This is a genomic window from Pelagimonas sp., assembly GCF_050633425.1.
Classification (GTDB): Bacteria; Pseudomonadota; Alphaproteobacteria; order Rhodobacterales; family Rhodobacteraceae; genus Pelagimonas.
Genome location: NZ_JBOEGM010000006.1, coordinates 1 through 24,823 on the forward strand (window position 1 = coordinate 1; position 24,823 = coordinate 24,823).

The 24,823-nt window shown below is 56.8% G+C and carries 23 protein-coding genes; 7 read left to right on the top strand and 16 right to left on the bottom strand.

Annotation, left to right across the window (positions count from 1 at the left end; translation table 11 throughout):
- The 4 genes from ACRBB0_RS05160 to ACRBB0_RS05175 form a co-directional block, all read right to left on the bottom strand.
- On the bottom strand, positions 1-312 hold a 312-nt coding region (locus tag ACRBB0_RS05160; RefSeq protein WP_431373340.1), incomplete at its 3' end, for a hypothetical protein.
- A 113-nt stretch (positions 313-425) separates the two neighbouring features.
- Positions 426-1,214 (bottom strand): exodeoxyribonuclease III, encoded by a 789-nt coding sequence (locus ACRBB0_RS05165; RefSeq protein WP_431373341.1) that lies wholly within the window; start codon positions 1,212-1,214, stop codon positions 426-428.
- 80 nt (positions 1,215-1,294) lie between these two features.
- Positions 1,295-2,152 carry a cobaltochelatase CobT-related protein gene (locus ACRBB0_RS05170; RefSeq protein WP_431373342.1) on the bottom strand — a complete coding sequence of 286 codons (858 nt, stop codon included), beginning with the start codon at positions 2,150-2,152 and terminating at the stop codon, positions 1,295-1,297.
- A gap of 113 nt (positions 2,153-2,265) precedes the next feature.
- The gene (locus ACRBB0_RS05175) at positions 2,266-2,919 is read right to left on the bottom strand and encodes a peroxiredoxin (RefSeq protein WP_431373343.1); all 654 of its coding nucleotides are present in this window, start codon (positions 2,917-2,919) and stop codon (positions 2,266-2,268) included.
- Positions 2,920-3,085: 166 nt separating this feature from the next.
- Here ACRBB0_RS05175 and ACRBB0_RS05180 point away from each other — a divergent pair, with 166 nt between their 5' ends.
- Positions 3,086-4,534, top strand: a complete 1,449-nt coding sequence (locus ACRBB0_RS05180) for an aldehyde dehydrogenase family protein (RefSeq protein WP_431373344.1) — start codon at positions 3,086-3,088, stop codon at positions 4,532-4,534.
- A 180-nt stretch (positions 4,535-4,714) separates the two neighbouring features.
- On the opposite strand, the gene ACRBB0_RS05185 is transcribed toward ACRBB0_RS05180, so the two are convergent.
- The 7 genes from ACRBB0_RS05185 to ACRBB0_RS05215 form a co-directional block, all read right to left on the bottom strand.
- Positions 4,715-5,368 (bottom strand): RluA family pseudouridine synthase, encoded by a 654-nt coding sequence (locus ACRBB0_RS05185; RefSeq protein WP_431373345.1) that lies wholly within the window; start codon positions 5,366-5,368, stop codon positions 4,715-4,717.
- Positions 5,369-5,382: 14 nt separating this feature from the next.
- Complete coding sequence (rarD, locus tag ACRBB0_RS05190; RefSeq protein WP_431373346.1) at positions 5,383-6,270, bottom strand: EamA family transporter RarD; 888 nt, start codon at positions 6,268-6,270, stop codon at positions 5,383-5,385.
- Between the two features lie 259 nt (positions 6,271-6,529).
- A complete protein-coding gene (locus tag ACRBB0_RS05195; RefSeq protein WP_431373347.1) occupies positions 6,530-6,967 on the bottom strand; it encodes a DUF3995 domain-containing protein in 438 nt (145 codons plus the stop codon).
- Positions 6,968-7,149: 182 nt separating this feature from the next.
- Positions 7,150-9,603 (bottom strand): GcvT family protein, encoded by a 2,454-nt coding sequence (locus ACRBB0_RS05200; RefSeq protein ID WP_431373348.1) that lies wholly within the window; start codon positions 9,601-9,603, stop codon positions 7,150-7,152.
- A 77-nt stretch (positions 9,604-9,680) separates the two neighbouring features.
- The gene (locus ACRBB0_RS05205; protein WP_431373349.1) at positions 9,681-10,679 is read right to left on the bottom strand and encodes a GlxA family transcriptional regulator; all 999 of its coding nucleotides are present in this window, start codon (positions 10,677-10,679) and stop codon (positions 9,681-9,683) included.
- Complete coding sequence (locus ACRBB0_RS05210; RefSeq protein WP_431373350.1) at positions 10,676-11,566, bottom strand: homocysteine S-methyltransferase family protein; 891 nt, start codon at positions 11,564-11,566, stop codon at positions 10,676-10,678. Before ACRBB0_RS05210 ends, ACRBB0_RS05205 begins: the two co-directional genes overlap by 4 nt.
- A gap of 86 nt (positions 11,567-11,652) precedes the next feature.
- Entirely contained in the window at positions 11,653-14,100 is a 2,448-nt protein-coding gene (locus ACRBB0_RS05215; RefSeq protein WP_431373351.1) for a GcvT family protein, read from the bottom strand.
- 101 nt (positions 14,101-14,201) lie between these two features.
- On the opposite strand from ACRBB0_RS05215, the gene ACRBB0_RS05220 reads away from it, so the two are divergent.
- Complete coding sequence (locus tag ACRBB0_RS05220) at positions 14,202-15,353, top strand: hypothetical protein (protein ID WP_431373352.1); 1,152 nt, start codon at positions 14,202-14,204, stop codon at positions 15,351-15,353.
- A gap of 47 nt (positions 15,354-15,400) precedes the next feature.
- Here the strand turns inward: ACRBB0_RS05220 and ACRBB0_RS05225 are convergent, their stop codons facing one another.
- Positions 15,401-15,970, bottom strand: coding sequence for a helix-turn-helix domain-containing protein (locus ACRBB0_RS05225; RefSeq protein WP_431373353.1), 570 nt, complete (start codon positions 15,968-15,970; stop codon positions 15,401-15,403).
- Between the two features lie 184 nt (positions 15,971-16,154).
- Positions 16,155-17,327, bottom strand: coding sequence for an acetyl-CoA C-acyltransferase (locus tag ACRBB0_RS05230; RefSeq protein WP_431373354.1), 1,173 nt, complete (start codon positions 17,325-17,327; stop codon positions 16,155-16,157).
- Positions 17,328-17,413: 86 nt separating this feature from the next.
- On the opposite strand from ACRBB0_RS05230, the gene ACRBB0_RS05235 reads away from it, so the two are divergent.
- The 4 genes from ACRBB0_RS05235 to ACRBB0_RS05250 all read left to right on the top strand — a co-directional run bounded on the left by ACRBB0_RS05235 (position 17,414) and on the right by ACRBB0_RS05250 (position 21,219).
- Complete coding sequence (locus tag ACRBB0_RS05235) at positions 17,414-17,749, top strand: STAS domain-containing protein (RefSeq protein WP_431373355.1); 336 nt, start codon at positions 17,414-17,416, stop codon at positions 17,747-17,749.
- Between the two features lie 28 nt (positions 17,750-17,777).
- Positions 17,778-18,242, top strand: coding sequence for an ATP-binding protein (locus ACRBB0_RS05240; RefSeq protein ID WP_431373356.1), 465 nt, complete (start codon positions 17,778-17,780; stop codon positions 18,240-18,242).
- Between the two features lie 650 nt (positions 18,243-18,892).
- Entirely contained in the window at positions 18,893-20,470 is a 1,578-nt protein-coding gene (ggt, locus tag ACRBB0_RS05245) for a gamma-glutamyltransferase (protein ID WP_431373357.1), read from the top strand.
- A 164-nt stretch (positions 20,471-20,634) separates the two neighbouring features.
- Positions 20,635-21,219, top strand: a complete 585-nt coding sequence (locus ACRBB0_RS05250; protein ID WP_431373358.1) for a DUF805 domain-containing protein — start codon at positions 20,635-20,637, stop codon at positions 21,217-21,219.
- A 44-nt stretch (positions 21,220-21,263) separates the two neighbouring features.
- On the opposite strand, the gene ACRBB0_RS05255 is transcribed toward ACRBB0_RS05250, so the two are convergent.
- A complete protein-coding gene (locus tag ACRBB0_RS05255; protein WP_431373359.1) occupies positions 21,264-22,634 on the bottom strand; it encodes a glutamate--cysteine ligase in 1,371 nt (456 codons plus the stop codon).
- 61 nt (positions 22,635-22,695) lie between these two features.
- The gene (locus ACRBB0_RS05260; protein WP_431373360.1) at positions 22,696-23,226 is read right to left on the bottom strand and encodes a hypothetical protein; all 531 of its coding nucleotides are present in this window, start codon (positions 23,224-23,226) and stop codon (positions 22,696-22,698) included.
- Between the two features lie 350 nt (positions 23,227-23,576).
- Between ACRBB0_RS05260 and ACRBB0_RS05265 the strand changes: the two genes are divergently transcribed.
- A complete protein-coding gene (locus ACRBB0_RS05265) occupies positions 23,577-24,053 on the top strand; it encodes a YHS domain-containing (seleno)protein (RefSeq protein WP_431373361.1) in 477 nt (158 codons plus the stop codon).
- 44 nt (positions 24,054-24,097) lie between these two features.
- Here ACRBB0_RS05265 and ACRBB0_RS05270 read toward each other — a convergent pair whose 3' ends face one another.
- Positions 24,098-24,814, bottom strand: a complete 717-nt coding sequence (locus tag ACRBB0_RS05270; protein WP_431373362.1) for a 16S rRNA (uracil(1498)-N(3))-methyltransferase — start codon at positions 24,812-24,814, stop codon at positions 24,098-24,100.
- Positions 24,815-24,823 lie beyond the last annotated feature (9 nt).

Below are 24,823 nucleotides of genomic sequence, written 5' to 3' on the forward strand. Positions count from 1 at the left end.
CAGATCGCTGACCGACGTGTTGTCGAAATACAGGTCGGTCACACCGTCCAACATGGCAATCTCAGACGGGATTTCCGAAAGCGCGTGGGTGTCCGCAATGTCAAAGCTGAGTTCGGTATCCCCATTTCTCTGCGCTGCCTTGATCAACTCAACCGCGATGCCATAGGCCCGGTCGGCCTCAGATAGGGGCGTCTCTTGATCCACAGCCTCCGGTGATGACTGCCGGGGGGGCTCTTTGGCCTGTTCCTCCAACCTACGAAGCTTGGCGAGGTCTTTTATCTCTTTGGTTCGCCAATCAAACGGACCTTTCATCGCAGTCTCCCACACCTATATTCAATCACATACCGGGGCCAGATATCCCAGCCCGCAGCCACTCTCATTCCCCAGATCCGGCCCCAGATCCAGCCCCAGATCCAGCCCCAGACCTAGACATCAAACGTCGCAAAGACCGGCGCATGATCCGATGGTTTTTCCCAGCCGCGCGCATGGCGCAACACTTTGCTGGAATGGGCCGCGTTGGAAATGTCGGGCGTGGCCCAGACGTGATCCAAACGGCGCCCCTTGTCGGCGGCGTCCCAATCCTTGGCGCGATAAGACCACCAGCTATACAGCAGCCCATCGGGGATATCCTGGCGCGTGACATCCACCCAATCGCCAGCCTCTTGAACCTGCGCCAGATGCTCAACCTCGATCGGCGTATGCGACACGATTTTGAGCAGCTTTTTGTGATCCCAAACATCATCTTCACGCGGGGCGATGTTCAAATCCCCGACAAGAATGCTTTTCTCCGGCTTTTGCGCATGGAACCAATCGCGCATTTCGGTCAGGTAGTCGAGTTTTTGGCCGAATTTCACATTAACTTCACGGTCGGGTTTGTCCCCGCCTGCGGGCACATAGAAATTGTGGATCGTCACGCCATTTTCAAGCCGCCCAGCGATGTGCCGCGCGTGGCCCAGATCGGCGAAATCCTCGCGTGCGACCTCTTGGATCGGCAATTTCGACAGGATCGCGACGCCGTTATAGCCTTTTTGCCCATTGGCAACCATGTGGGTGTAGCCCAGCTCTGCAAACACCTCGGTCGGGATTTTATCGACCGGAGACTTGCATTCCTGCAGGCATAAAACATCGGGCGCGTCTTGGGTCATCAGCTGAGCAACCAGCCCCTGACGCAGGCGAACCGAATTGATATTCCAAGTGGCAAGTGTAAAGGGCATGAGCGTCTCCTGTCATCGCGGCGCGACTGTGCCAAGGCGCGAACAAAAGGGCAACCCGAAGACTGCGCTCCCGAAGACTGCTATTGTGATGGCCTGGCCGCAAGTTGGGTCAGACAGCTTTCCAAAAGCGGGAGCGCGATATCCTCGACATCCTGCAATACCGCTATTTTGCCCGACGTTTTGTACAGATCGCCCACATCGTGGTTTATCCCCATCCCGGCCAAAATCACGCTTGCGTCTTGATTGAGCTCGCCCACCATCTCCTTCAGGTGATCCCACAAATAGGACGGCGTGTTTGCTTCAAGCGTTGAGTCATCAACCGGGGCACCATCCGATATGACCACGACAAGATGGGGGCCGCTTGACTGGTCCTTGGCCCGTTTTACGGCCCAAAGAAGCGCTTCTCCGTCGACATTTTCTTTTAGAAGATCGGGGAGGAACATGGCCCGCAGGCTGTTGGATTTGTCCGTATCATCAAAGTCGGAATAGATGATGTGATTAAGCGCACATAGACGACCCGGCATTTCGGGTTGACCTTGCGATATCCAAAACTCACGGACTGGGGTGCCTTTCCATTCTACCGTTGTGAACCCCAATATCTGATAGGGTAGGCTCAACTTGACCGCGACTTGCGCTGACAACTCACACAGCAACGCTGCCAATTGGATATTGTCGCCGCGCATGGACCCGGAATGATCCACCAGGATCGTCAGACTGGCATCTTTCGGCAAAGAGATGCAGGTTGAAAGCTTGCCCGACAACACCGTTGCTTGCGCTTGCAACAGCGCCAACTCGCTGCCCCAACCGCACTGAACAGCACGCCACGTTTCATCGGCGGTTCGCACCGGTTCCCCTGAAAAACGAGACGAGATTTCTAGGGCTTTGGCGTGTATTTCTTGATCAAAGTGATCGGTGAATACCGAATAGGTGTCAGACAACCGCACCCTGTCATCAATGGGTACTGGCTTTGAAAAAAGCCTGCGTAACCAAGTCACTCACCACTCTCTACAGTTTGATGCAGGGGGCTAGCGCCCCCTGATCCGGTTTGCGTTTACTCTGGCAATTTCGCCATGCGCAGATAGGGCAAGACCTTGTTGATTTCACCGTATTTGGCCGCGGCATCCTCATCTGAGACCGACATCGGCACCACGACATCCTGACCAACGGTCCAGTTCGCCGGGGTCGCCACGTTTTCACGCGCCGAGGTCTGAAGCGCGTCCAATGCTCGCAATACTTCGGCAAAGTTGCGGCCAACGGTCATTGGATAGGTCATCGACAATTTCAGTTGCTTGTCGGGCCCAACGATGAACACCACCCGAACTGTCGCGCTATCCGCGGGTGTGCGGCCATCGGGCAGCACATATTCGGCCGGCAACATGTCAAACGCCTTGGCAACCGTCAGGTCTTCGTCGGCGATGATAGGAAAACCAGCGGGTGCCCCGGCGGTTTTTTCGATATCGGCTTTCCAACCTTTGTGCTCTTCGACACCATCGACGGAAATGCCCATCACCTTGGTGCCGCGTTTCTCCCATTCATCCGCCAATTGGGCAACAGCGCCGAATTCGGTTGTGCAAACGGGGGTAAAATCTTTTGGGTGGGAAAATAGGATCGCCCAGCTGTCACCGATCCAATCATGCAAGCTTAGCTCACCATGATCAGTGGTAACCGTCAGGTTCGGAATCTCGTCGTTGATGCGCAGACCCATGTCGCGTCCTTTCCTAAAAATGTCGTGGCCAGAAGATCGCCACGGCAAATAGATATTTTCCCCGCGTCAGATGTAAACCCCCTGCTTGCGAAGGTTGAGGCTGGGTGACACAGTGTCCCGGAATACCGCCCCTGAGGCGGCTCAGGTTTTGCTTTGGGAGACACGCATGATCGAGAAAAAACAGTTTTATATCAACGGTAAATGGGTCGCTCCGGCTGAGGGGCGTGATCATTCGGTGATCAACCCATCCACCGAAGAACCCTGTGCAGTGATCTCTTTGGGCGGTCAGGCTGATACCGATGCGGCTGTTGCCGCCGCCAAAGCCGCCCTGCCCGGCTGGATGGCCACCCCGGTCGAAGAGCGCATTACGCTTTTGGAAAACCTGCTGGCGGTTTACATGGATCGCGCCGAAGACCTTGCCCAAGCGATGACGGTCGCAATGGGGGCCCCCATTGATATGTCGCGCACGTCGCAAGTCGGTGCGGGCTCGTATCACCTGAAAAACTTCATCCGCGCGGCCAAGGCCTATGAATGGGAACACCCGTTTGATAACCGCACCGATGGGGCCCGCATCATCCATGAAGCCGTTGGTGTTTGTGCGCTGATCACCCCGTGGAACTGGCCAATGAACCAAGTCACGCTCAAGGTTGGCGCGGCTTTGGTTGCGGGCAACACCATGGTGTTGAAACCTTCTGAAGAAAGTCCGCTCGATGCCATCGTCTTTGCTGAACTGATGGATGAAGCTGGCTTCCCACCCGGTGTGTTTAACCTGGTGAATGGCGACGGTGTCGGCGTTGGTAGCCAGCTTAGCGCCCATACGGATGTGGATATGGTGAGCTTTACCGGCTCAACCCGCGCTGGCAAGCTGATCTCCAAATCAGCGGCAGATACGCTCAAACGCGTTCACCTTGAACTCGGTGGCAAAGGCGCAAACCTGATCTTTGCGGATGCCGATGAAAAGGCCGTCAAACGTGGAGTTTTGCACGTTATGGAAAACTCGGGTCAAAGCTGCAACGCCCCAACCCGCATGATGGTCGAAGCCGCTGCTTATGACCGCGTGGTCGAAGAAGCCACGGCCATGGCGCAGAAAATTCAGGTCGGCCCCGCCGATCAATCTGGCCGTCACATTGGCCCCGTCGTCAATGAAAGCCAGTGGAACAAGATCCAAGATCTGATCCAAACCGGCATCGACGATGGCGCGCGCCTTATCGCCGGGGGTGTCGGCCGCCCCGAAGGGTTGAACAAAGGGTTCTACGTCCGCCCAACGGTGTTTGCCGATGTGACCCCAGATATGACCATCGCCAACGAAGAAATCTTTGGCCCGGTCCTGTCGATCATGAAGTTCGAGTCTGAAGACGACGCCGTGCGCGTCGCCAATGACACGCCCTATGGCCTTACAAACTATGTCCAGAGCGCCGACCCGGCCCGCCGCAACCGGTTGGCCCGGCAATTGCGCTCTGGCATGGTCGAAATGAACGGCATGTCCCGCGGTAACGGTGCGCCGTTTGGTGGTATGAAAATGTCGGGCAATGGCCGCGAAGGCGGTCACTACGGCATCCACGATTTTGTTGAGATCAAATCGGTTTCCGGTTGGACCGAAGACGAAACTGCCTAGACATTTGCCGACAAAACAAAAGATCAAGGGCCTTGCCGCCTACGGCATGGCCCTTGCTTTTTCATCCAGCGCGCCTGTGTCACGTTAGCGTTTGTTGAAAGTCCCGACATGACGACGGCCGACTCGCCATCATTGGCCCAGGCCGCAAATTGAATTTTCGCCGAAAATTCGCCGCCCGGTTCAAAACGGTGTCTTCGCCCGAACCCGAATGCCTTTGCCGCTTTCAGGATGACCAAAGCGCAGCTCTTCGGCATGCAGCATCATTCGGTCATACCCGTCCGAGGTCTCGGGCGCATAGAGCGGGTCGCCGATGATCGGATGCCCCAGCGACAACATATGCACCCGCAACTGATGGGTCCGACCCGTTTTCGGGAACAACCGCACGCGGGTCTCATCCGCATTGGAGCGCATCACCTTCCAACTGGTCAGTGACGGCTTTCCGGTCTCTTGGCACACCATCTGGCGCGGCCGGTTTGGCCAATCCACAGTCAAGGGAAGATCGACCTCGCCTTCCTTTGGCTCCAACGCGCCAAACACCCGTGCCACATAGGTTTTCTTGGTTTTTCGCGCTTCAAATTGCGCGTTCAAATGCCGCTGAGCATAAGCCGTCAACCCAAAGACCATCACGCCGGATGTGTCGCGGTCAAGCCGATGAACCAACCGCGCCGTGGGAAAGGCAACTTCGATCCGGGTCAGCAAACAATCGGCCAAATCCTCCGTCTTTCCCGGCACCGATAACAGTCCGGCAGGCTTGTTCACCGCCAAAACCTCTTGGTCCTCATAGAGTACCTCAATCGGATCCATCGGCGGGTTGTAAACATCGTTTTGCTGCATTGGGGCCCCAGAGATTACGCCGCCCGACGCATCTGCCGGACCAAGGGCACGGAATAGATCACAAGCGCTGCCCAAATCAATGGGAAAGCCACCATGCGCGCCGGATCAACCGTTTCGCCAAAGGCAAACACCGCAACGAGAAAGATCATCGTCGGTGCAATATACTGCAAAATCGCGGTGGTTGATAAGCGTAAGAGCTTGGCACCATTGGCATAAATCAACAAAGGCACTGCCGTGACCAGACCACAGCCCATCAAGACCAAACTGTCATAGCCGCCGTTAAGAAACTGGCCTTGGGGGCCAAGCCAAATGAGGTAAAGCATTGATGGAACAGATAAAATCAAAACCTCAAGCATAAAACCCTGGTTGGGGCCAATCGGCAGAGATTTCTTGAAATAAGCATAAAAACCCCAACTGACCATGAGCCCAATCGGGATCCAGGGCGGACGTGGAGCGGCGACGAAAAGGATCAGAACCGCCAAAGCTGCCAAGGAAATTGCCAGCAATTGCATACGGTTAGGCCGCTCCCCCAACAACACAGCGCCCATCAACACGCTAAACAGCGGGTTGATATAATAGCCAAGCGCGGCATCAACGGTGCGGTCCACAGAAATCGCCCAGACGTAAATCCCCCAATTGACGGAAATGAGGGCGGCGGTGACACAACCCATGGCAAGCATGCGTGGATTGCGCAGCGCTTCGCGTAAATCTTTGGTTCTGCGCAATAAAATCAACACGACAAGGGCGACAGGAACAGACCAAATCACCCGATGTGCCACCACTTCGACAGCCGGCAAATGGCTGACAAGCTTGAGATACAGGGGCAAAAACCCCCACAAAAAATAAGACGAAATCGCAAAGGCAAGCCCGCGTGGGCTATCGATGTTGTCTGTCGATGTCATGGAAAAGTCTCCTTGGAGAAACCTAATCACGTCATTTGACCGGACAAAAGAGAGTGCGTGATGACATTTTGTGATGAGGCTGCACATTTTGTGATGATGCGGAGGCAATCCCCCCCAAACGGGCAAAGTTTTGTACAAATTGCCCCCTCACTTCGCCGGATTTTCGGAGTTCACAGGCCCTGTCGCAGCGCGCGTCCGGTTTTCGTTCGCAAAACAGGCAATCAGTCCAAAACCCTTTGAGTTTGGTAGAGATTGCCCCCTAGAAAATGGCGACCCAAGCGATCAACACCGCAAGACAAAGACACAAAGGACCGTAGTAGCGTCGATCCATCGTTGCAAAGGGTTCCACCGGAGTCAGCGCCCGCCAGGCTCGGGTGTAAATCGCGCCGCCGCGCAGAGCGAACACCGCGACCATCCCCCAAATCGCCAGGTCGTAAATCGCCAAGTCGTAAATCCAGTCAGGCGCGAAGGCATTGGACAGCCCCGAGACGACCAGAACGATATGACACCCCAGAAGCAAAAGAAGAGCGACCAAGGCGCTTGCCGCCGGGGGTGGCATTCGATCGACGCCCTCAAATCCGGCCACCCGCCGCGCGAGATCCTGCTCGGATGTCTCTGGCCAAGTCAGCCCAACGGCCCATGCAACATGCAGCCCTGCAAGCACTGTTAAAATGAAGCTTGAAACAATCGCGGCCATGAACGCCCCCTAAGAGTTTGGCCCACCATACGGAGGCGTATGGATCAATGCAACCGTGAAGCCCCCTCCTTGTTTGATGGCCCAGCCTGATGAACCAAGGCCCCCACCGCAAAAGGCCCCGACGTATCGGGGCCTTGGTCATTGTCTTGATGTTGATCCTGCGAAAAGGCCGGGGCGGGAGCCTAGACCTTTACCCGTTCCGATTTGGGATCGTAGAACGGCTTGCTCGAGACCTCGGCTTTGACGCGGGTGCCCATGACGTCGATCTCGTAAGAGGAGGCCAGAACATCGGCAAGTTTTTCGCCCGCCGCCGGAATGTAGCCCATGCCCATCGCGCCACCCAAGGTGTGGCCGTAATTGCCCGAGGTCAGATAGCCCACGATCTCACCATCGCGCAGGATAGGTTCGTTGTGATAGAGCATCGGCACCGGATCGGTCAGTTTGAATTGCAACAGACGGTTTTGGGGGCCGACCTCCTTGCGCGCAATCACCGCCTCGCGCCCGATGAAATCACAGCCCTTGTCGACCTTGACCGCAAAGCCAAGCCCAGCATCAACGACGTGATCTTCGCAGGTGATGTCATGACCAAAATGGCGATACCCTTTTTCGAGGCGGGCGCTATCCATCATATGCATGCCACAGAGTTTCAGGCCCATGTCCTGCCCGGCGGCGTGCAGGGTTTCGAACACATGACCGGCCATATCGGCAGAGACATAGACCTCCCAGCCAAGTTCGCCGACGTAAGTCACACGGTGGACACGGGCAAGGCCCATGCCGATCTCGATCTCTTGGGCGGTGCCAAAGGGGTTCACATCGTTGGTGAAATTGGCGGGCGAAACGGCTTGGAGCAGCTTGCGTGAATTCGGCCCCATAACGGCCAGCACGCCTTCGCCCGCGGTGACATCGGTGATGACCACGTTGAAATCACCCTGATTGCGCCTCATCCATGTTTGATCGGCAAGACGGGTCGCGGCCGGAGTGACCACGAGATAGGCCAGTTCCGAGAGGCGGGTGACCGTGACGTCGGCCTCAATCCCGCCGGAGCGGTTAAGGAATTGGGTGTAGACGATTTTGCCGGTTGGGACAGAGTAATCGCCGCCACCGATGTAGTTCATAAAGGCTTCGGCATCGGGGCCTTCGACACGGATTTTGCCAAAGGAAGACATGTCATACATGCCAACGTTTTCGCGAATGGCACGGTGTTCGTCGGCGCTGTTCTTGAACCAGTTCTGGCGTTTCCAGCTATAGCGGTATTCGCGTTCTTGCCCCGGATTGGCGAACCAGTTGGCGCGTTCCCACCCGGCGAGTTCGCCCATCACCGCGCCCTGTTCCAAAAGGTGGTGGTGGAAAGGGGTGCGGCGCACGCCGCGGGCGGTGGCCTTTTGGCGATAGGGGAAGTGATCGGCGTACAGCAGGCCCAGCGTTTCTTTGGAGCGTTCAAAGAGGTATTTTTTATTGCCTTGGAAGGGCTGCATGCGGGAAATGTCGACATCGCCGAGATCAAAAGGTTTTTCGCCGCTATCCATCCAATCGGCCAGTGCCATACCAGCCCCGCCAGCGGATTGAATACCGATGGAGTTGAAGCCCGCAGCGACCCAAACATTGTCCATTTCAGGTGCAAGACCAAGGTGATAGGCGTCATCGGGCGTAAAGGATTCCGGGCCATTAAAGAAGGTGTGAATACCCGCCTCGGCCAAGAGAGGCACACGTTCGACGGCCTTTTCAAGGATCGGCTCGAAGTGGTCGAAATCTTCTTGGAGCTGATCAAATTCGAAGCTCTCGGGGATGCCGTCCATCGCCCAGGGTTTGGATTGCGGTTCAAAGGCACCAAGCAGGATTTTGCCTGCGTCTTCTTTGTAATAAGCGTATTCGTCGGGCACGCGCAGCACCGGCATTTGCGTCAGACCGTCGATGTTTTCGGTGACGATGTAGAAGTGTTCGCAGGCGTGCAGCGGCACGTTCACCCCGGCCATTTTGCCAACTTCGTGGCCCCACATCCCGGCGCAATTGACCACCATATCGCATTCGATATGGCCGCTTTGCGCGCCATCATCCGCCATCCAATCAACACCGGTGACACGGCGGCCCTGTTTGACGATGTCGGTGACCTTGATGCGTTCTTTGACAAGCGCACCGCGTTGGCGGGCCCCCTTGGCCAGCGCATGGGCGATGTTGGCCGGGTCGCCCTGGCCATCAAGCGGCAGGTAAACCGCGCCTTTGATGCCATCAAGATTGATATGGGGATAGAGTTCCTGGACGCGCGCGTTAGATATTTCCTCGACCTCGACGCCAAAGGAACGGGCCATGGCGGCCTGACGGTAAATTTCTTCGCGGCGCTCTTCGGTCAGGGCAACGGTGATCGACCCGCAGCGTTTAAAGCCGGTGGCAACGCCGGTTTCTTCCTCAAGCGTGCCATAGAGTTCTTGGGAGTATTTCGCCAATTTGGTCATGTTTTTGGTGGCGCGCAATTGCGCGATCAGACCGGCGGCATGCCATGTGGTGCCGGAGGTGAGCTGTTTGCGTTCCAGCAAAACAACATCCTTCCAGCCCTTTTTGGTCAGATGATAGGCCACCGAACAGCCGATAACACCACCGCCGATTATGACCACACGGGCCTTTTGAGGAAGATTGCTCATGCGCTCACAGTCTCCGAAACGTCAAGAATTTTGAGGTAGATTGGCATGAAAGCCAAAAGGCGAATGTTGGAAATCCGTCATCTTGCGTCGGATTCTTGAGGGTTTTGCACCTTGGCCGCCATTTGCCGACGTTGTTTGCGCAGGGCAAAGGGGGTGATTCCGAAGAAGCCCTTGTAGAGGCCAGAAAACCCGCTGGGAAAACCGCAGGCAAGACCAACTTCGCGCACGCTCATATTGGTGTTGAGCAGCAGGTTGTTGGCGCGGGCCAGACGCAGTTCGCGGTAATAGGTATTGGGGGTGGTGTTGAGATGTGTGCGGAATTTGCGCTCGAGCGAGCGGCTGGAAATCTTGAGCACCTTGACCAGTTCCGCAATTGGCACCGGATCTTCGATATTGGCCTGCATGATTTGCAGACACTGATCGAGTTCACGATCGCCCGAACCCGTGCAGCGCGCACCACCAAGCGGCTGACGGGTGGAAAAATCGCGAATTTTCTCATGCAGGAGGATATTGGCGACGGTCATCAGGTTGGCCGAGGAGATGTGACGGCGCAAAACCGCGAGCATGACATCGACGGTGGCACCCATGCCTGCGCAGGTCACCACAAGGCCGTCTTCGGTGGCGATGGCGTTGTCTGCTTCAAACAAGACCGACCGTTCGCGCAGGATATCCGAGTTTTCCCAATGGGTTGACATGCGCGTCCCGCTGGCACCGCGTTCCTTGATATGGCGGCTGGCGGCTTCGGCCAACAGGAAGACCTGGGCACCACGAAAGGTATATCGGTCAATCTGAGTACCCACGGACAACGCCGCACAATCGGGATCGGCATTGCCAATCACAAAGGCATAATCGGCCTCGGGTTTAAGGGCGAAGGGCTCGGCGTTGACCATGAGGTCCGAACTGCTTTGGACAGGCCCGCCAAGAGCGGTGCGATAGGTCCAGGAAAAGGGCGGAAAGGCGGCGACGCGATTGGCGATGCGCATCGCGTCGATGATGCCCGCAACTTCGGTCAGGACAAACCCGTCTGAGACCAGCAGGTCAACATGCCAGGTGGATTTGTCCGCCCCGTTTGTCATACCACAACATGCCCGGCGGCGCGCAGACGGCGGGCGATTTCGGCGATATGGGCCGGGCCAGTTTCGCAACAGCCGCCAACGATTGTCGCGCCCATGTCAACCCAGCCCATGACATGTTCGGCATAGGAGTCGGGGCCTAAATCGCTACGGGCGCTGAGCGAATCGACGGTTGGGGCGTCTTGGAGGAAATCCGTGGTGATTTGGGTGAAACCGTTGGCATAGGCCCCAAATGGCAGGCCGGATTTGGCGAGTTGATGCAGCGCGGCAGGCATCGCCTCGGGGGCGGAGCAATTGGCCAGAAGCGCCGAGGCCCCCTCAATCAACGGTAAAACATCAGCGACCTTTTGCCCCGACCGCAAGAGGTTGCCGTCTTGGTCGTCAACGGTCAAAGCGATCCAGACCGGTTTGTCGGTCTGCCGCCCTGCGGCCACAGCAGATTGAGCATGCGCCAAGGAGGCCACGGTTTCAAAGAGGATGATGTCGGCCTGTGGCGCGAGGATCTGGGCGATCTCGGTGTAGAGCGGCGTGGCATCGGCGGGCTCGGGGTGGATGTCGGGGCGATAGCTTGCGCCCAAGGGGCCAATGGCCCCCGCAATCCGGCCAGAGCCATGGGTCATGCGGGCCTTTTGGGCTTCGGAGAGTGCCATTGCGTACAGGGTTTCAAACTGATCCTCGATCCCGGCGCTCACCAGCCTGTCCCGCAAAATCGCGTAGGTGTTGGTGGTGGCGATAGTCGCCCCGGCTGCAAAATAATCACTATGCACGGCCCCGACCAAACCGGGATGGCCAATCATCACCTGAGTTGACCACAAAGTGGTGGGTTTATCGCCGGCCCGATGGACGAGTTCCTGGCCCATGCCGCCATCCAAAAGTGTTATGTCTGCCATATCCGATCCTGTCCCATAGCAAAGGGGTGTGAGGGTGTGGGCCAAGGCCGCAGAGCGGCCTTGGGGGGGTGGTTTTGCCGTTGGGATTACGCGCGCAAGCGGGCGTTTTCGGGATCCCAAAGCGGTTGATCTTCTTGGACAACAGCTTTGCACATTTTGCCAAAGATGTTGACCTCTAGTTCGGTGCCCGGTGCCGCGAGATCAGGGCGCAGCATCGCCAAGGCGATCGAGGCATTCACCCGATAGCCATAGGCCCCTGACGTGGTTTCACCGACAACCGCACCGTCGTGCCAAATGGTTGACATATAAGGTGCATCTGCGTCTGGCGCATCTATGATCAGGGTCGCAAATGCCTTGTTCGACCCTTGCTTTTGCTCCTGCACAAGCGCGGCCTTGCCGGGGAAATCCTGCTCCTTGGTCAGTTTGACAAAGCGCCCGAGGCCCGCTTCAAGCATGGTGTAATCGGTCGACAAATCGCCCTTCCAGGTGCGATAGCCTTTTTCGATGCGCATACTGTCGAGAGCAAACATGCCAAAGGGTGTCGCCCCGGCGGCCCGAAGGACGGTGTACACTTGGGCGGCATGGGCGGTGGGCACATGCACCTCCCAACCAAGTTCACCGACAAAGGAGACCCGCGCAAACATCGCATCCTGACCGGCGATCTTGGCCTGCTGAAGGCTTAGCCAACCGGCGGACAGATCGGCGTCTGACACCCCGGCGAGCAGGTCGCGCGACGTCGGACCGGTGACAAGCATCGTGGTGTAGTCCGCAGAAACATCGTTGAGGGTGAGACCCGCAGGCAGGTTGCGCCAGAGCAGTTCGTAGTCATGCCATTGCGCCACAGCGGCGGTCATAAAGGTGAAGTCATCTTCACCATGACGGATACAGGACATTTCGGTGACAACCCGACCGCGGCTATCGGCAAAATAGACAAGGTTCATGCGGCCAATCTTGGGCAGCGCCCCGGCAACCATGCTGCGCAGCCATTCGGCGGCACCATCACCCGACAAGGTAAAGCGCGAGAAACCGGCCATGTCGATTACGCCTGTGCCGGTGCTGACGGCCTCGACTTCGCGTTTGACGGCTGCGGTCCATGAGCCTTGGCGATCCCATGTTTCGGTGCCCGCTTCTGAGGTATCGTCGCCGTCTTGGGCGAACCAACAGGCACGTTCCCAGCCATTAAAGGCCCCCATTTGGGCACCATCCGCGATCATGCGGTCATGGTTGGGCGAGAGCTTCTTGTTGCGCGCAGCGGGCCATTGGTGATGCGGGAAATGCATTGCGTATTCATGGCCGTAGGTTTCCAGCGCCTTGTCGCGGCAGAACTCAAAATCGCAATGAGCGGTGTAGCGGCGGGCATCAACAGCCCACATATCCCATTCGGTTTCCCCGGTGGTGATCCATTCGGCCATGACCTTGCCCGCACCGCCCGCTTGGACAATGCCAAAGGTGAAACTATGGGCTTCAAACGCATTTTTGACGCCAGGCATTGGGCCCATGAGCGGCAGGCCATCAGGCGCATAGGGGATCGGACCGTTGATATTACGACCAACCCCGGCCGTGCCCAGAACCGGCACACGCGCCATGGCGTCTTCGATATACCATTCGAGGCGTTCAAGATCGTCAGGATAGAGTTGGAAGCTGAAATCTTCGGGCATGGGATCGTCGGAGGTGACCCAATGGGCTTTGCAGTTGCGCTCATAGGGGCCGAGATTGAGGCCGTTTTTATCCTGGCGCAGGTAATAAGAGGAATCGACGTCGCGGATCATCGGGAGCTTTTTACCGTTTTCCTTGGTCCAAGCTTCGATTTCCGGGATTTCTTCGGTGAGGAAATACTGGTGGGACATGACGACCATGGGCACATCGCGGCCACCATAGGGTTTGAACCACTCACCAATGCGCGCCGCGTAATAACCGCCGCAATTGACGACGTAATCACAGGCGATATCGCCTTTATCGGTGTGGACGATCCATGTGTCATCGTCGTTTTGGGTGACGCCGGTGGCCGGGCAGAAGCGTTGGATTTTTGCGCCAAGATCGCGGGCCCCTTTGGCCGTGGCCTGGGTCAGTTGGGCCGGGTCAATATCGCCATCGAGCGGATCCCAAAGACCGCCCGCAAGGTCATGGGTCTCAAGGAAGGGATAGTATTCCTTGAGCTGTTCGGGCGACAACATATCAAGCTGGAGCCCCTGATAACGGCCCATGGAGGCGACCCGTTCAAATTCCTGCATCCGCTCTTTGGTGTGGCCCAAACGCAGGGCACCGGTGACGTGATAATTCATCGGATAGTCAACGTCTTCGGCCAAGGTGCGATACATTTCCAGCGAATAACGCTGCATGTTCATAATCGCCCATGAACTGGAAAAGTTCGGGCAATTGCCCGCCGCATGCCAGGTAGAGCCGGCCGTCAGCTCGTTCTTTTCGAGCAACACACAATCGCTCCAGCCCGCTTTGGCCAGATGGTACAGTGTCGAGACGCCAACGGCGCCGCCCCCGATGATGACCACACGGGCCGTAGTCGGAAAATCGCTCATGCTTGAGTTCCTTTACCTTGAGTTTTCTTAAAGCGTTTACAGTCTTGCCTGTATGCGGCATGCCTATTTCGTGCGTGCAATTTTCGTTCAGAGGACCACTTATGATTGAAAATTTTATCTATTGGCTGACCGACCCGGACGTTATCGAGCTGGATACCAGCGCTTATGAGTTTGTGGTTATCGAAAGCGGTGTCACTTCGATCTACGGAGCGCAGCTTAGTTTGGCGGAGCTGACGCAATTGCAAACCGCGGGCACTCCGGGCACTGATGATGATCGCACGGTTCTGGGCTATGTGAATGTCGCGGTGACCGATCATAACCGCACCTATTGGAACCCGTTTTGGGTCAGCGGCGCAGATCCCTCCAACCCTGATGTGGGCACGCCAACCGCCAACGCCCCGGCGTGGCTGGTCAACGCGCTGGGGACCGCGCGTGGCCCGGTCGGTCATGGTGAGATCGAAGACCCGAATAATCCGGGCCAGACGATCTATGGTCCGATCGTTGACTTCACCGATCCTGATTGGCAACAAATTGTTATAGATCAGGCTGTTGCAATTGTTCAGGCGGGCTATGACGGGGTCTTTTTGGATGATGTCGGGCGCTATTATCTCAGCGATGGTGATGTCGGGCAATCCATCCCTCTGGCGGAGCGGACCGAGGCCATGATGGAGCTGGTGAATGCTGTCTCTGACGCCATTTCCGCCATCAATCCCGACGCTTTGGTCTATATCAACAGCGACGCCTATATGACCTGGAACAACGGGGATGACGTCACCGCCGCCGAAGCGGATTTCATGCAAAATGTCGACGGAATTTTGATGGAGAACCTGTTCAACACGGCCCCCTATGCTCTGACGGCGGCGGCGGATGTTTGGACGGGCCACGCCAATATCCTGTCTGTGGAATGGGAGGACACGCTGCGCGATCCGGGAGCCTATGCGCATTTCTCCACCAGCCTTGGCATCACGACCCATGTGCCAAACGAAGCGTCCTATGACGACTTCACACCGCTGCCCACGTCGGTGCCAGAGCCCGAATACACCGTGATTGTCGGCACATGGCAGGGCGAAGTCATTCACGGCACTGAGGGCGACGACCTGATCTTTGCCCTGGGGGGCGATGATACCGTTTATGGCGGCGGTGGCAACGACACGATTATCGGCGGCGACGGGAATGACATGCTTGTTGGCGGCGACGGCAACAACGTTCTGATCGCTGGGGCCCCGCCGGACGAATTCGTCTGGGGTGGCTGAGCGCATCAGGGGCGCCGCCGCGCCGCTCATCCTATGCACCGCGCCCATCAATAGACAGGTGGCGCAATGACCCAAACCGCAATGGCCGGGTCATCATAGGGGTTGGACCAACGAAAGGCTTCGCCTTTGATGCGGAAACTGTCGCCGGGATGGAGCGTGAAGAGATGCCCGCCGATTTCAATGTCGAGCTTGCCGGTGATGACATAGCCGACCTCTTGGGTGGGACGGGTCACAGGCGTCGGCAGGGCCGCACCGGGCAGAAAGGTAGAATGCACCATTTCGAAATCATCGGTGAGATCGGGCGAGAGCAGCTCTTCCTTGAGGCCCACGTCGCCCGGCCCAATGGAACGCCGCGCACCAGATCGCACAATGCGGCCGGTTTCATGGGCGGGCGACGGGGCGTTGGAAAACAGGGTTGAGATCGACACATCCAGCGCCTTGGCCAGCGCGCGCAGATCGTCGATGCCGGGTTCGGACAGATCGCGCTCCACTTGGCTGAGCCAGCCCACAGACCGGCCCAGCGCATCTGCCAACTGTTGCAACGTCATGCTGCGGGTGCGGCGCAGGGCGCGAATATCGGCGCCCAAGGTGGTGGTGTGTCGGTGTGTCTGATCCATAGTCCGAGTCGTGAAATTATTACCTGGAATTTCACGCTGACACGGATCGGTGAAATTTCAAAGAAAAATTTCACGTCTCATCTTGCTTTTTGGCCACCAAATGAGAGCACCAGTGCCATAAACCCAAAAAAACACCCCCGACCAGGGGCCGAGGGTGTCGATTGATCGGTATAGGATGTTGAGGTTAGGGGCGTTCAAGTGCGATGGCTGTGCCTTCGCCGCCGCCAATGCAGATCGCGGCCACGCCACGCTTGAGCCCCCGTTTTTCCAAAGCATTCAGCAAGGTAACCATGATCCGCGCCCCAGAGGCCCCAATCGGATGGCCCAGCGCGCAAGCCCCGCCATTGACGTTCACCTTATCATGACCAATGCCCATTTCATGCATGAAGGCCATCGGAACCACGGCAAAGGCTTCGTTGACCTCCCACAGATCCACATCATCGACGCTCCAACCCAACCGCTCCAACAGTTTTTGGGCGGCAGGCACCGGCGCGGTTGGAAAGAGATTCGGCGCATGGGCGTGGCTGGCATGCCCCATAACGCGGGCGCGAATGGGCGCACCGGTAGCGGCAGCGGCCTCGGCAGTGGTCATGACCAAAGCCGCAGCCCCGTCGGAAATCGACGACGAATTGGCAGGGGTGACCGTGCCATCTTTACGAAAGGCCGGTTTCAGATGCGGGATCTTTTCGGGGCGGGCATTGCCGGGCTGCTCATCCTCGGCCACCGTGACATCGCCTTTGCGGGTCGTCATTGTTACAGCGGTGATTTCCCTCTCAAACGCCCCGGATTTTTGCGCCTCAAGCGCGCGGGACAGGGAGGCCAAGGCATAGTCATCTTGGGCCTGGCGGGTGAATTGGAAGGCTTCGGCGCAATCCTCGGCAAAGGTGCCCATCAAACGCCCCTTGTCATAGGCATCTTCGAGCCCATCAAGGAACATGTGATCCACAACCTGACCATGGCCCAAACGCGCACCGTCACGCATCTTGGGCAAAATATACGGAGCATTTGTCATACTTTCCATGCCGCCCGCGACAATGGCTGTGGCATGCCCCAAGGCCAGACGATCAAAGGCAAACATCGCCGCGCGCATGCCCGAACCGCACATCTTATTGAGGGTCGTCGCAGGGACTTCGTCGCCCAAACCGGCGGCAAAACCGGCCTGACGCGCCGGGGCCTGGCCTTGCCCAGCTGGCAAAACACAGCCCATCAACACTTCGTCAATCTCAGGAGTGGCCGCCTGGTCAAGCGCGGCTTTGATCGCGGCCCCGCCTAGTTTGGCCGCCGCTTCGCCCGCAAAGGCCCCCTGAAACCCGCCCATAGGTGTGCGCGCCGCACCTGTGATGACAACATCTTGCATGTGAATTCCTCCAATTCTTGGCCCCTGCATACCGAATGGTAAGGATTGGCGTCTAGGGTCTGTCTGACTTGAAAAAAGAGGCCGGCATGGATTTTTCAACCCAAAACAACGGAAATGTCAGTGTTGTCACTGTTGAGGCTGAGCGGATCGACGCAGCCGTTGCCATTTCATTTAAAGACAAGATGCGTGAACAGATGACTGATTTTAGCGGGCGTATGATTCTCGACCTGCAAAAAGTCAGCTTTATTGATTCAAGCGGGCTTGGTGCAATTGTTGCGGCAATGAAACTTATGCCATCGGGTGGCAAGCTTGAACTGGCGGGTCTGACCCCTGCTGTGGACAAGGTATTTCGTATGACCCGCATGGATTCGATCTTTTCCATCCATGAATCCGCGCAAACAGCACTGGCCGAAAGTGCATGATGGACTGGCGCTGATCGGAGTTTCTTGCATGACCGGCAAAACAGGCAACCAAAACGCATTGGCGTTTCGTTACGTGCTCCTGAGCACACCTGAAGCTGTGCGTGAAACGCTGACATCTTTGCGACGCGAATTGGAATCACAACATTTTTTCACCTGTCCCGGCGACATGTGGGAACTGGTGCTGGCCGAAGTGCTCAACAATATCGTGGAGCACGCCTATGGCGAAAGCCCGGATGGTGAAATCAGATTTGATGTTAAGTTTGATCAGGCACGTTTGATGGCGGGCTTTGTGGACAAGGGCACGGCAATGCCTGAGGGCGCGCTTCCTTCTGGGAACCCGACCAATTTGGATGTCGAACAACAGAATCTCCCCGAGGGCGGTTTTGGCTGGTATCTGATCCAAAGCCTAAGCGATCGTTTGATCTATGAGCGCAAGGGGTCAGAAAACCATCTCAGTCTTGAGATGAGATTGAAGATGCAGGCAGACGGGTAAGGCCCGCAATTTCCAAGGCCTGTGTCTAAGGTCAGTCTCCATGGTTTGGCACAAAGCCTTGGAAACTCCCCACCCCCGCCACAATCAGGGCCGATTTCAGGATCATACATGGTCTTGTAGCTGCATATAGCTTCCCTCGGCACCGTGTGTTCTAGCCCCCACCCAGTGCACGGTGTCGAGGACTACTTCCCTCCAATTTTTGATCCTGGTGATTAAGCAGGCGTTTTTGCCAGCCTAACGCTTGTGCACAATTAAGCCAGGCAAAGGCCGCGCGGTCTTGCGCTATGGCAACGCTTGCACATGGGACGCCGTCAACAGCGCGCCCTGCCTCTCATCAAAACACCCCTCCTCAAAAACACACGACCTCAAAACACCGGGTTCCTGCTGCAGCTCAGTTAACAAAATATGACGATCTGAATGCTGACCCAGTGCCCGATTCAAACCTTTGCAGGGTCACATTCTCACCCCATTTTTCAGCGAAAACTGGACTTGTAGCTGCATAGGCTTCCCTCGGTACCGCGTGTTACAGCCCCCACCCAGTGCGCGGTGCCGAGGATTTAAAATCCCCAGATTTTCACCCCCCATTCTCAGCGATTGACCTCGTGGCGATTGCACCTATTGTTTCGTTGGAACAACAGGATAATGACACGATGCGCGACTTCCACCAGCCCGGCCGATCTGCGGTTTTTGCAACCAATGGCATGTGTGCCACATCCCATCCACTGGCCGCCCAAACTGCGATTGATGTGTTGCGCAACGGCGGCAACGCCATGGATGCCGCTATCGCGGGGGCCGTCCTGCTGGGGCTGGTCGAGCCGCAGATGACCGGCCTCGGTGGCGATTGTTTTGCGCTGGTGTCAGAAGCCGGGTCAAACAATGTCACCGCGATCAACGGGTCCGGTCGTGCGCCCGGTGCAGCCAGCGCAGATCGGATATTGGCGCAAGGACACACAGAGATCCCGCTGCGATCTGCGGATGCAGTCACAATTCCCGGCGCGGTAGATGCCTTTTGCACGATGTCAGATCGCTGGGGAAAACTGGGGTTGGCAGACAGCCTCGCCCCTGCGATTTACTATATGGAACAAGGGGTTCCTGTAGCTCCGCGCGTCGCCGCCGATTGGGAACACTGCGAATCCACCCTCTCGGGCAGCGCCCGCCACGATTTTCTTGTAAAGGGGGGCACCCCCAAGGTTGGCGATATGTTTGCCATGCCAAAACAGGCTGACCTGTTGCGCAAGATTGCCAAACATGGGCGGTCAGCATTTTATGAGGGTGAGGCGGTTGATGACATGCTGAACACCCTGACGGCTGGCGGCGGCGTTCACACCGCTGAGGATTTTGCCAAGACCAACTGCACCATCGGTGAACCCGTCGCCGGATTTTACAAAGACCGCGAGCTGCTTGAGCATCCGCCCAACGGCCAGGGGATCATCGCGCATTTGATGCTCAATATCCTGTCGCATTTTGACCTGCCGAGCCTTGAACCGATGGGCGCGATGCGGGTGCATCTTGAGGCGGAGGCTGCGAAACTGGCTTATGATGCCCGCAATCGTTTTCTGTCTGACCCGGACCATATGACGAAACTGGACCACCTGCTTTCGGAGCAAACCGCCAAAAATTTGGCCGGGCTGATTGATCCAAATCGCGCCATGACCGCGCCAAATACGGTCAGCGAGGCGGTTCATAAGGATACGATTTACATCACGGTCGTTGATCGTGATCGCATGGCTGTTTCGCTGATTTACTCTATTTTTCATGGCTTTGGCTCTGGGATTTCCACGGATAAATTCGGCATCCTGTTTCAGAACCGCGGGGCTGGCTTTTCACTCACCCCCGGACACCCCAACGAGTTGATCGGTGGCAAGCGCCCGATGCACACAATCATCCCCGCAATGCTGCGTGACAATGGGCGGGTGAGCCTGCCCTTTGGTGTCATGGGCGGACAATATCAGCCAAACGGCCATGCCCGTGTCCTGACAAATTTGGTCGATTTTGGCATGGATTTACAAAGCGCGCTGGACGCGCCGCGTAGTTTTAGTGAAAGTGGCAAACTGAATCTAGAGCGCGGTTACGGCGACTCCGTTCGGGCGGTATTGGCGGAAAAGGGTCATGACATCGTCACACCGGATCAACCTATAGGTGGGGCGCAGGCGATTGCCATTTGGGAAAATGGCGTTCTCGAGGGGGCATCCGACCCACGTAAAGATGGCTGTGCCATCGGCTATTGATCCAGCATCGCTGTCGAAAATGAGGTTCAATAGAGACTGAAAATATATTGTGTTACAATGGATTAACGCCAATTTATCGCAATGGCCCAAAGCTTTTCATGGTCTCGCCCGATTTTCGCCCCGCTCTGACAGCAAACAGAGGGGGCGACAACTGGAGCGAGCAAATGATTCCCCCCCATACCGCCTTGGAAAACTATTTTTTTCGTGCATTTGATATTTCCGGACGGGCGACCCGAGCGGAATTTTGGTGGGTGACAGTGATCTTGATCGTTTTTGGCGTGATTGCTTTTGTCATGGATGCCTACACAATTTTCACCGCGCCGGTGACCAATTACAACCCGATGGCCTACCTGACACCATTCTTGCTTTTGGTGACCTTCATTCCGTCAACAACCTTGATGATCCGCCGCTTGCATGACGCGGGCCGGTCCGGCATGTGGTATTTTGTAAATTCGATCCCAATTATCGGGCCAATCTGGCTTTTGGTTTTGCTGGTTTTGCCGTCTGACACCGAACACAATCAATGGGGCCAGCCTCCGCAAGATCCGCGCGCAGCACGGACGTTCGACCAGTTTAATGGGCAAGGCAAAGCGCAGGTCAGCGACAGCAAACCCCATGATGCGCGCCAGAGCTATGCGACATTGCTCAGGCTGGAAGATGACCCGTCGCCCGAAGAAGTCGCCGAACAGCGTGAGCAGATCAGCGACTATTATCGAACGCGGGTTTTAGGCCGAAATTCAACGGCCTAAGCTCCCCCGCGTCCAGGTATGTGCGCGGGCCCAGGGTTTGGACTCTAGTAGGAATATTCGGAATAAATCCGGCTCAGATCGCCATTCCAATCCCCGTGATATTGCTCAAGCAGCTCATCTGCAGGCACCTGCCCGGTTTCCAGCGACTCTTTGAGCGCGTTGAGGAAATGGGTTTCATCCGGCACCAAACCGCCCGCGCCGGGTTTGGCGCGCGCCTTGAGACCAGCTTCTGAGATCGCCACCACCTCACGCGCGAGATCGTGCATCTTGATGCCGTTCACCTCGGTTTGCAGGCCGTGGATGGAGGCTTGAACCCGCAATTCTTGGCGCGTTTCATCATCCCAATCTTTGGCCAAATCCCAAGCCGCATCAAGCGCGGTTTGGTCATAGGTCAATCCAACCCAGAAGGCCGGCAACGCACAGAGGCGGCGCCATGGGCCGCCATCCGCCCCACGCATTTCGATGAATTTCTTGACGCGCGCTTCGGGGAAAACCGTGGTCAGGTGGTCGGCCCAATCGCTCAGCGTTGGAGTTTCACCGGGCAGTGCAGGAAGCTCCCCCTTGAGGAAATCACGGAAGGACTGGCCCAGCGCGTCTATATATTCACCGTCGCGATAGACAAAATACATCGGTACATCGAGCGCATATTCGACCCAAGCGTCAAAGCCAAACCCCTCATCAAAGACAAAGGGCAACATGCCGGTGCGCGCCGCGTCGAGATCGCGCCAAATGCGCGACCGCCAGCTTTTGTGACCGTTTGGTTTCCCTTCAAAGAACGGCGAATTGGCGAAAAGCGCGGTGGCAACAGGCTGGAGCGCCAGCGCAACACGCATCTTTTTGACCATGTCGGCCTCGGATGAAAAGTCGAGATTCACCTGCACGGTGCAGGTCCGATACATCATGGATTTGCCCATGGTGCCGACCTTGTCCATGTAGGAATTCATCAACCGATACCGGCCTTTTGGCATCATCGGCATCTGGTCGTGGGACCATTCCGGTGCCGCACCAAGACCGATAAAGCCAACGCCCAATTTCTCGGAAATGTCTTTGACATCAACAAGATGCGAATTCACCTCGTCACAGGTTTGGTGAATGGTTTCAAGCGGGGCACCAGAGAGTTCGAGCTGACCACCCGGTTCAAGTGAGATATTGGCACCGTCTTTTTCGAGACCAATGATATTGCCCCCCTCAAGGATCGGGGCCCAGTCATGGCGATCACGAAGCGCTTCGAGAACCGCTTTGATCGAGCGCTCACCCTCATAGGGGAGCGGCTTGTGGGTCTCTATGCAATAGCCGAATTTCTCGTGTTCGGTGCCGATGCGCCAGTCTTCCTTGGGCTTGCAGCCCGAAGACAGATATTCAGCCAACTGTTCGTGACGCTCGATAGGACCGCCGCCAGATTGAGGAATGGACATGGGCTCTCCGCCTGTTAGGTGCCGCTTGGGTTCCAAGCCATGAGGGGATTGACGCGCGGTGTCAATGCAGCGTCGCGATGGTTGAGCGCTGTGACGGCTTGCGCCAGATCACATAGCTGTGTGGTTCTGTTGCCGTCATTGCACGAATTGCGGTGTCAAAATCGGCACCGGGCAATGCCGAGAGCATATCAAAAATCGTGTCGGTTCCGGCCGCGTCAATTGGGATGTGCAGCGTACCGTCTTCGCCAACAAAAACCCATTGGATTCCGTCTGGGGCACGCACCTCAACAGTCACGCGCCACAGCCCATCGACCGATAGAATGCCCCCGCCTTCGGGGGCGAAATAGCTGATTTGGCGTTCGTTGATCTGAACGATGCCAGGGCCGCCCTGATCATGCGAGAAACGGGCGCGGCGCATACCAGTGGCACATAGAAAGGCCCCGAGCACGGCGATGAAATAGCCGATCCAATGCAGGATTCCCCCACCTGTAAACAGCGCCCAATAGAGCCCAATAGCGCAGACCAACGCGCCGATGAGGGCTTCGCTCCAACGCGACAGCTCGCGCGCGGCTTCGGGGCGGATCAAGCTCATTTTCAGTCCTTGGGTGATGCATGGCGGAGAGCGCAGTGCGGCGGCGATTACATATGCATATCGGCCCTTTGCCCGGTTCTGCAAGGGCCGTGCAGGTCATACCCCAGAAGACCGGCCCGCTGTGCAAAAATGCACAGAACTTCCGGGTTCACGCACAATAAAATAAGCTTGTTTTGAATGTGATCCAAGGGTGGCCCAAATCCGTTCCACAAGCGCCAGAGTTTTGAAGACTGAGTTTCAAGGCAGCATTTCAAGGCGACTTGCCGCGTCAATTTCAGACGCATGTTGAAAATCACCTGCAGGCTGCGCATTCCCGCAAACGGCAGGTCAGCGAAAATAAAGGGACCATCATGTCCAACTTCAAAACGTTCCTCGGCGGGATCGCCGTCTCTGTTGCTTTGGCCACATCCGCACTGGCGGCTGGCGTTGATGTCAACGCATCAAACACGGGTCTGGCCATGCAAGGCTATGATCCTGTTGCCTATTTCACCGATGGTGAACCCACCAAGGGCGACTACCAAACCACAACCGTCTACAACGACGCGACTTATTGGTTCTCATCCGAAGAAAACAAAGCTGCGTTTGAGGCAAATCCAGAAGCCTATGCCCCGGCCTATGGCGGCTATTGCGCCTTTGGCACCGCGATGGGTTTCAAATTTGATGGCGACCCAACTCTTTGGAAAATCGTTGATGACAGGCTGTACCTGAACCTGTCGCCAGCCATTCAGGAACGTTGGGCGGGCAATATCCCCGGTTTCATCGCCGATGCAGACAGCAAGTGGGGTGACATTGTTGATGTGGAGCCGGCGGTTTTGCTTGAGCAGTAAGACTGTTGAAATCTGATCTGTGGCGGCACCTTGGTCGCCCCAGATCACCAATCGCCCAAGCGGGTTTGCCAAATAGTCATCGCGGCAACAGCAGCGGTTTCCGCCCGCAAAATGCGTGGACCAAGGCTTAGGGTATGCGCATTGGGCAGGCTTTGCAGACGGGTGCGTTCGGCGTCCGAAAATCCGCCTTCTGGGCCAATAAAGATACACCATGCCCCCTTTGGCGCATCGCTCAGGCCGCGCTGCGAACCGGCCTCGGCCTCATCACAAAACAGAATCTGCCGGTCAGCGGCTTGGGCGAGCAGCGCATCGAACTTGGTCAAAGCGGTGACCTCGGGCACATAGGTCGCACCACATTGCTCCGCCGCCTCAACCGCATGGGCTTGTAAGCGATCCTGACGAATGCGTTCGGAATTGGTGAAATCGGTGACCATGGGCACAATGCGCCGCGCACCCATTTCGACAGCTTTTTCAACGATAAAATCGGTGCGCGCCTTTTTGATCGGCGCAAAGCACAGCCAGAGGTCGGGCGGCATGACCTGTGGGGCGATGAGGTCATGGCATTGCAAGGTGCCGCCACGTTTCCCGGCCGCGACGACTTGGGCACGCCATGCGCCATCGGTGCCGTTGAACAGAGCGACATGCGCCCCAACAGGCAAGCGCATCACCCCAAAGAGATAATGCGCCTGGTCGCGCGACAGCGAGACGTCTTGTCCCTGCCCCAAGGGTTGCTCTACATAAAGGCGGATTTTAGCTTTCATGAGGCGCAG

Bases quoted from the DNA above. Each gene is read 5' to 3' on its own strand.
- ACRBB0_RS05270 (WP_431373362.1), bottom strand. From the start codon at position 24,814: ATGAAAGCTAAAATCCGCCTTTATGTAGAGCAACCCTTGGGGCAGGGA.
- ggt (WP_431373357.1), top strand. From the start codon at position 18,893: ATGCGCGACTTCCACCAGCCCGGCCGATCTGCGGTTTTTGCAACCAAT.
- ACRBB0_RS05205 (WP_431373349.1), bottom strand. From the start codon at position 10,679: ATGACAAACGGGGCGGACAAATCCACCTGGCATGTTGACCTGCTGGTC.
- ACRBB0_RS05225 (WP_431373353.1), bottom strand. From the start codon at position 15,970: ATGGATCAGACACACCGACACACCACCACCTTGGGCGCCGATATTCGC.
- ACRBB0_RS05240 (WP_431373356.1), top strand. From the start codon at position 17,778: ATGACCGGCAAAACAGGCAACCAAAACGCATTGGCGTTTCGTTACGTG.
- ACRBB0_RS05250 (WP_431373358.1), top strand. From the start codon at position 20,635: ATGATTCCCCCCCATACCGCCTTGGAAAACTATTTTTTTCGTGCATTT.
- ACRBB0_RS05260 (WP_431373360.1), bottom strand. From the start codon at position 23,226: ATGAGCTTGATCCGCCCCGAAGCCGCGCGCGAGCTGTCGCGTTGGAGC.
- ACRBB0_RS05180 (WP_431373344.1), top strand. From the start codon at position 3,086: ATGATCGAGAAAAAACAGTTTTATATCAACGGTAAATGGGTCGCTCCG.
- ACRBB0_RS05185 (WP_431373345.1), bottom strand. From the start codon at position 5,368: ATGCAGCAAAACGATGTTTACAACCCGCCGATGGATCCGATTGAGGTA.
- ACRBB0_RS05230 (WP_431373354.1), bottom strand. From the start codon at position 17,327: ATGCAAGATGTTGTCATCACAGGTGCGGCGCGCACACCTATGGGCGGG.
- ACRBB0_RS05235 (WP_431373355.1), top strand. From the start codon at position 17,414: ATGGATTTTTCAACCCAAAACAACGGAAATGTCAGTGTTGTCACTGTT.
- ACRBB0_RS05175 (WP_431373343.1), bottom strand. From the start codon at position 2,919: ATGGGTCTGCGCATCAACGACGAGATTCCGAACCTGACGGTTACCACT.
- ACRBB0_RS05210 (WP_431373350.1), bottom strand. From the start codon at position 11,566: ATGGCAGACATAACACTTTTGGATGGCGGCATGGGCCAGGAACTCGTC.
- ACRBB0_RS05220 (WP_431373352.1), top strand. From the start codon at position 14,202: ATGATTGAAAATTTTATCTATTGGCTGACCGACCCGGACGTTATCGAG.
- ACRBB0_RS05200 (WP_431373348.1), bottom strand. From the start codon at position 9,603: ATGAGCAATCTTCCTCAAAAGGCCCGTGTGGTCATAATCGGCGGTGGT.
- ACRBB0_RS05255 (WP_431373359.1), bottom strand. From the start codon at position 22,634: ATGTCCATTCCTCAATCTGGCGGCGGTCCTATCGAGCGTCACGAACAG.
- ACRBB0_RS05265 (WP_431373361.1), top strand. From the start codon at position 23,577: ATGTCCAACTTCAAAACGTTCCTCGGCGGGATCGCCGTCTCTGTTGCT.
- ACRBB0_RS05195 (WP_431373347.1), bottom strand. From the start codon at position 6,967: ATGGCCGCGATTGTTTCAAGCTTCATTTTAACAGTGCTTGCAGGGCTG.
- rarD (WP_431373346.1), bottom strand. From the start codon at position 6,270: ATGACATCGACAGACAACATCGATAGCCCACGCGGGCTTGCCTTTGCG.
- ACRBB0_RS05215 (WP_431373351.1), bottom strand. From the start codon at position 14,100: ATGAGCGATTTTCCGACTACGGCCCGTGTGGTCATCATCGGGGGCGGC.
- ACRBB0_RS05165 (WP_431373341.1), bottom strand. From the start codon at position 1,214: ATGCCCTTTACACTTGCCACTTGGAATATCAATTCGGTTCGCCTGCGT.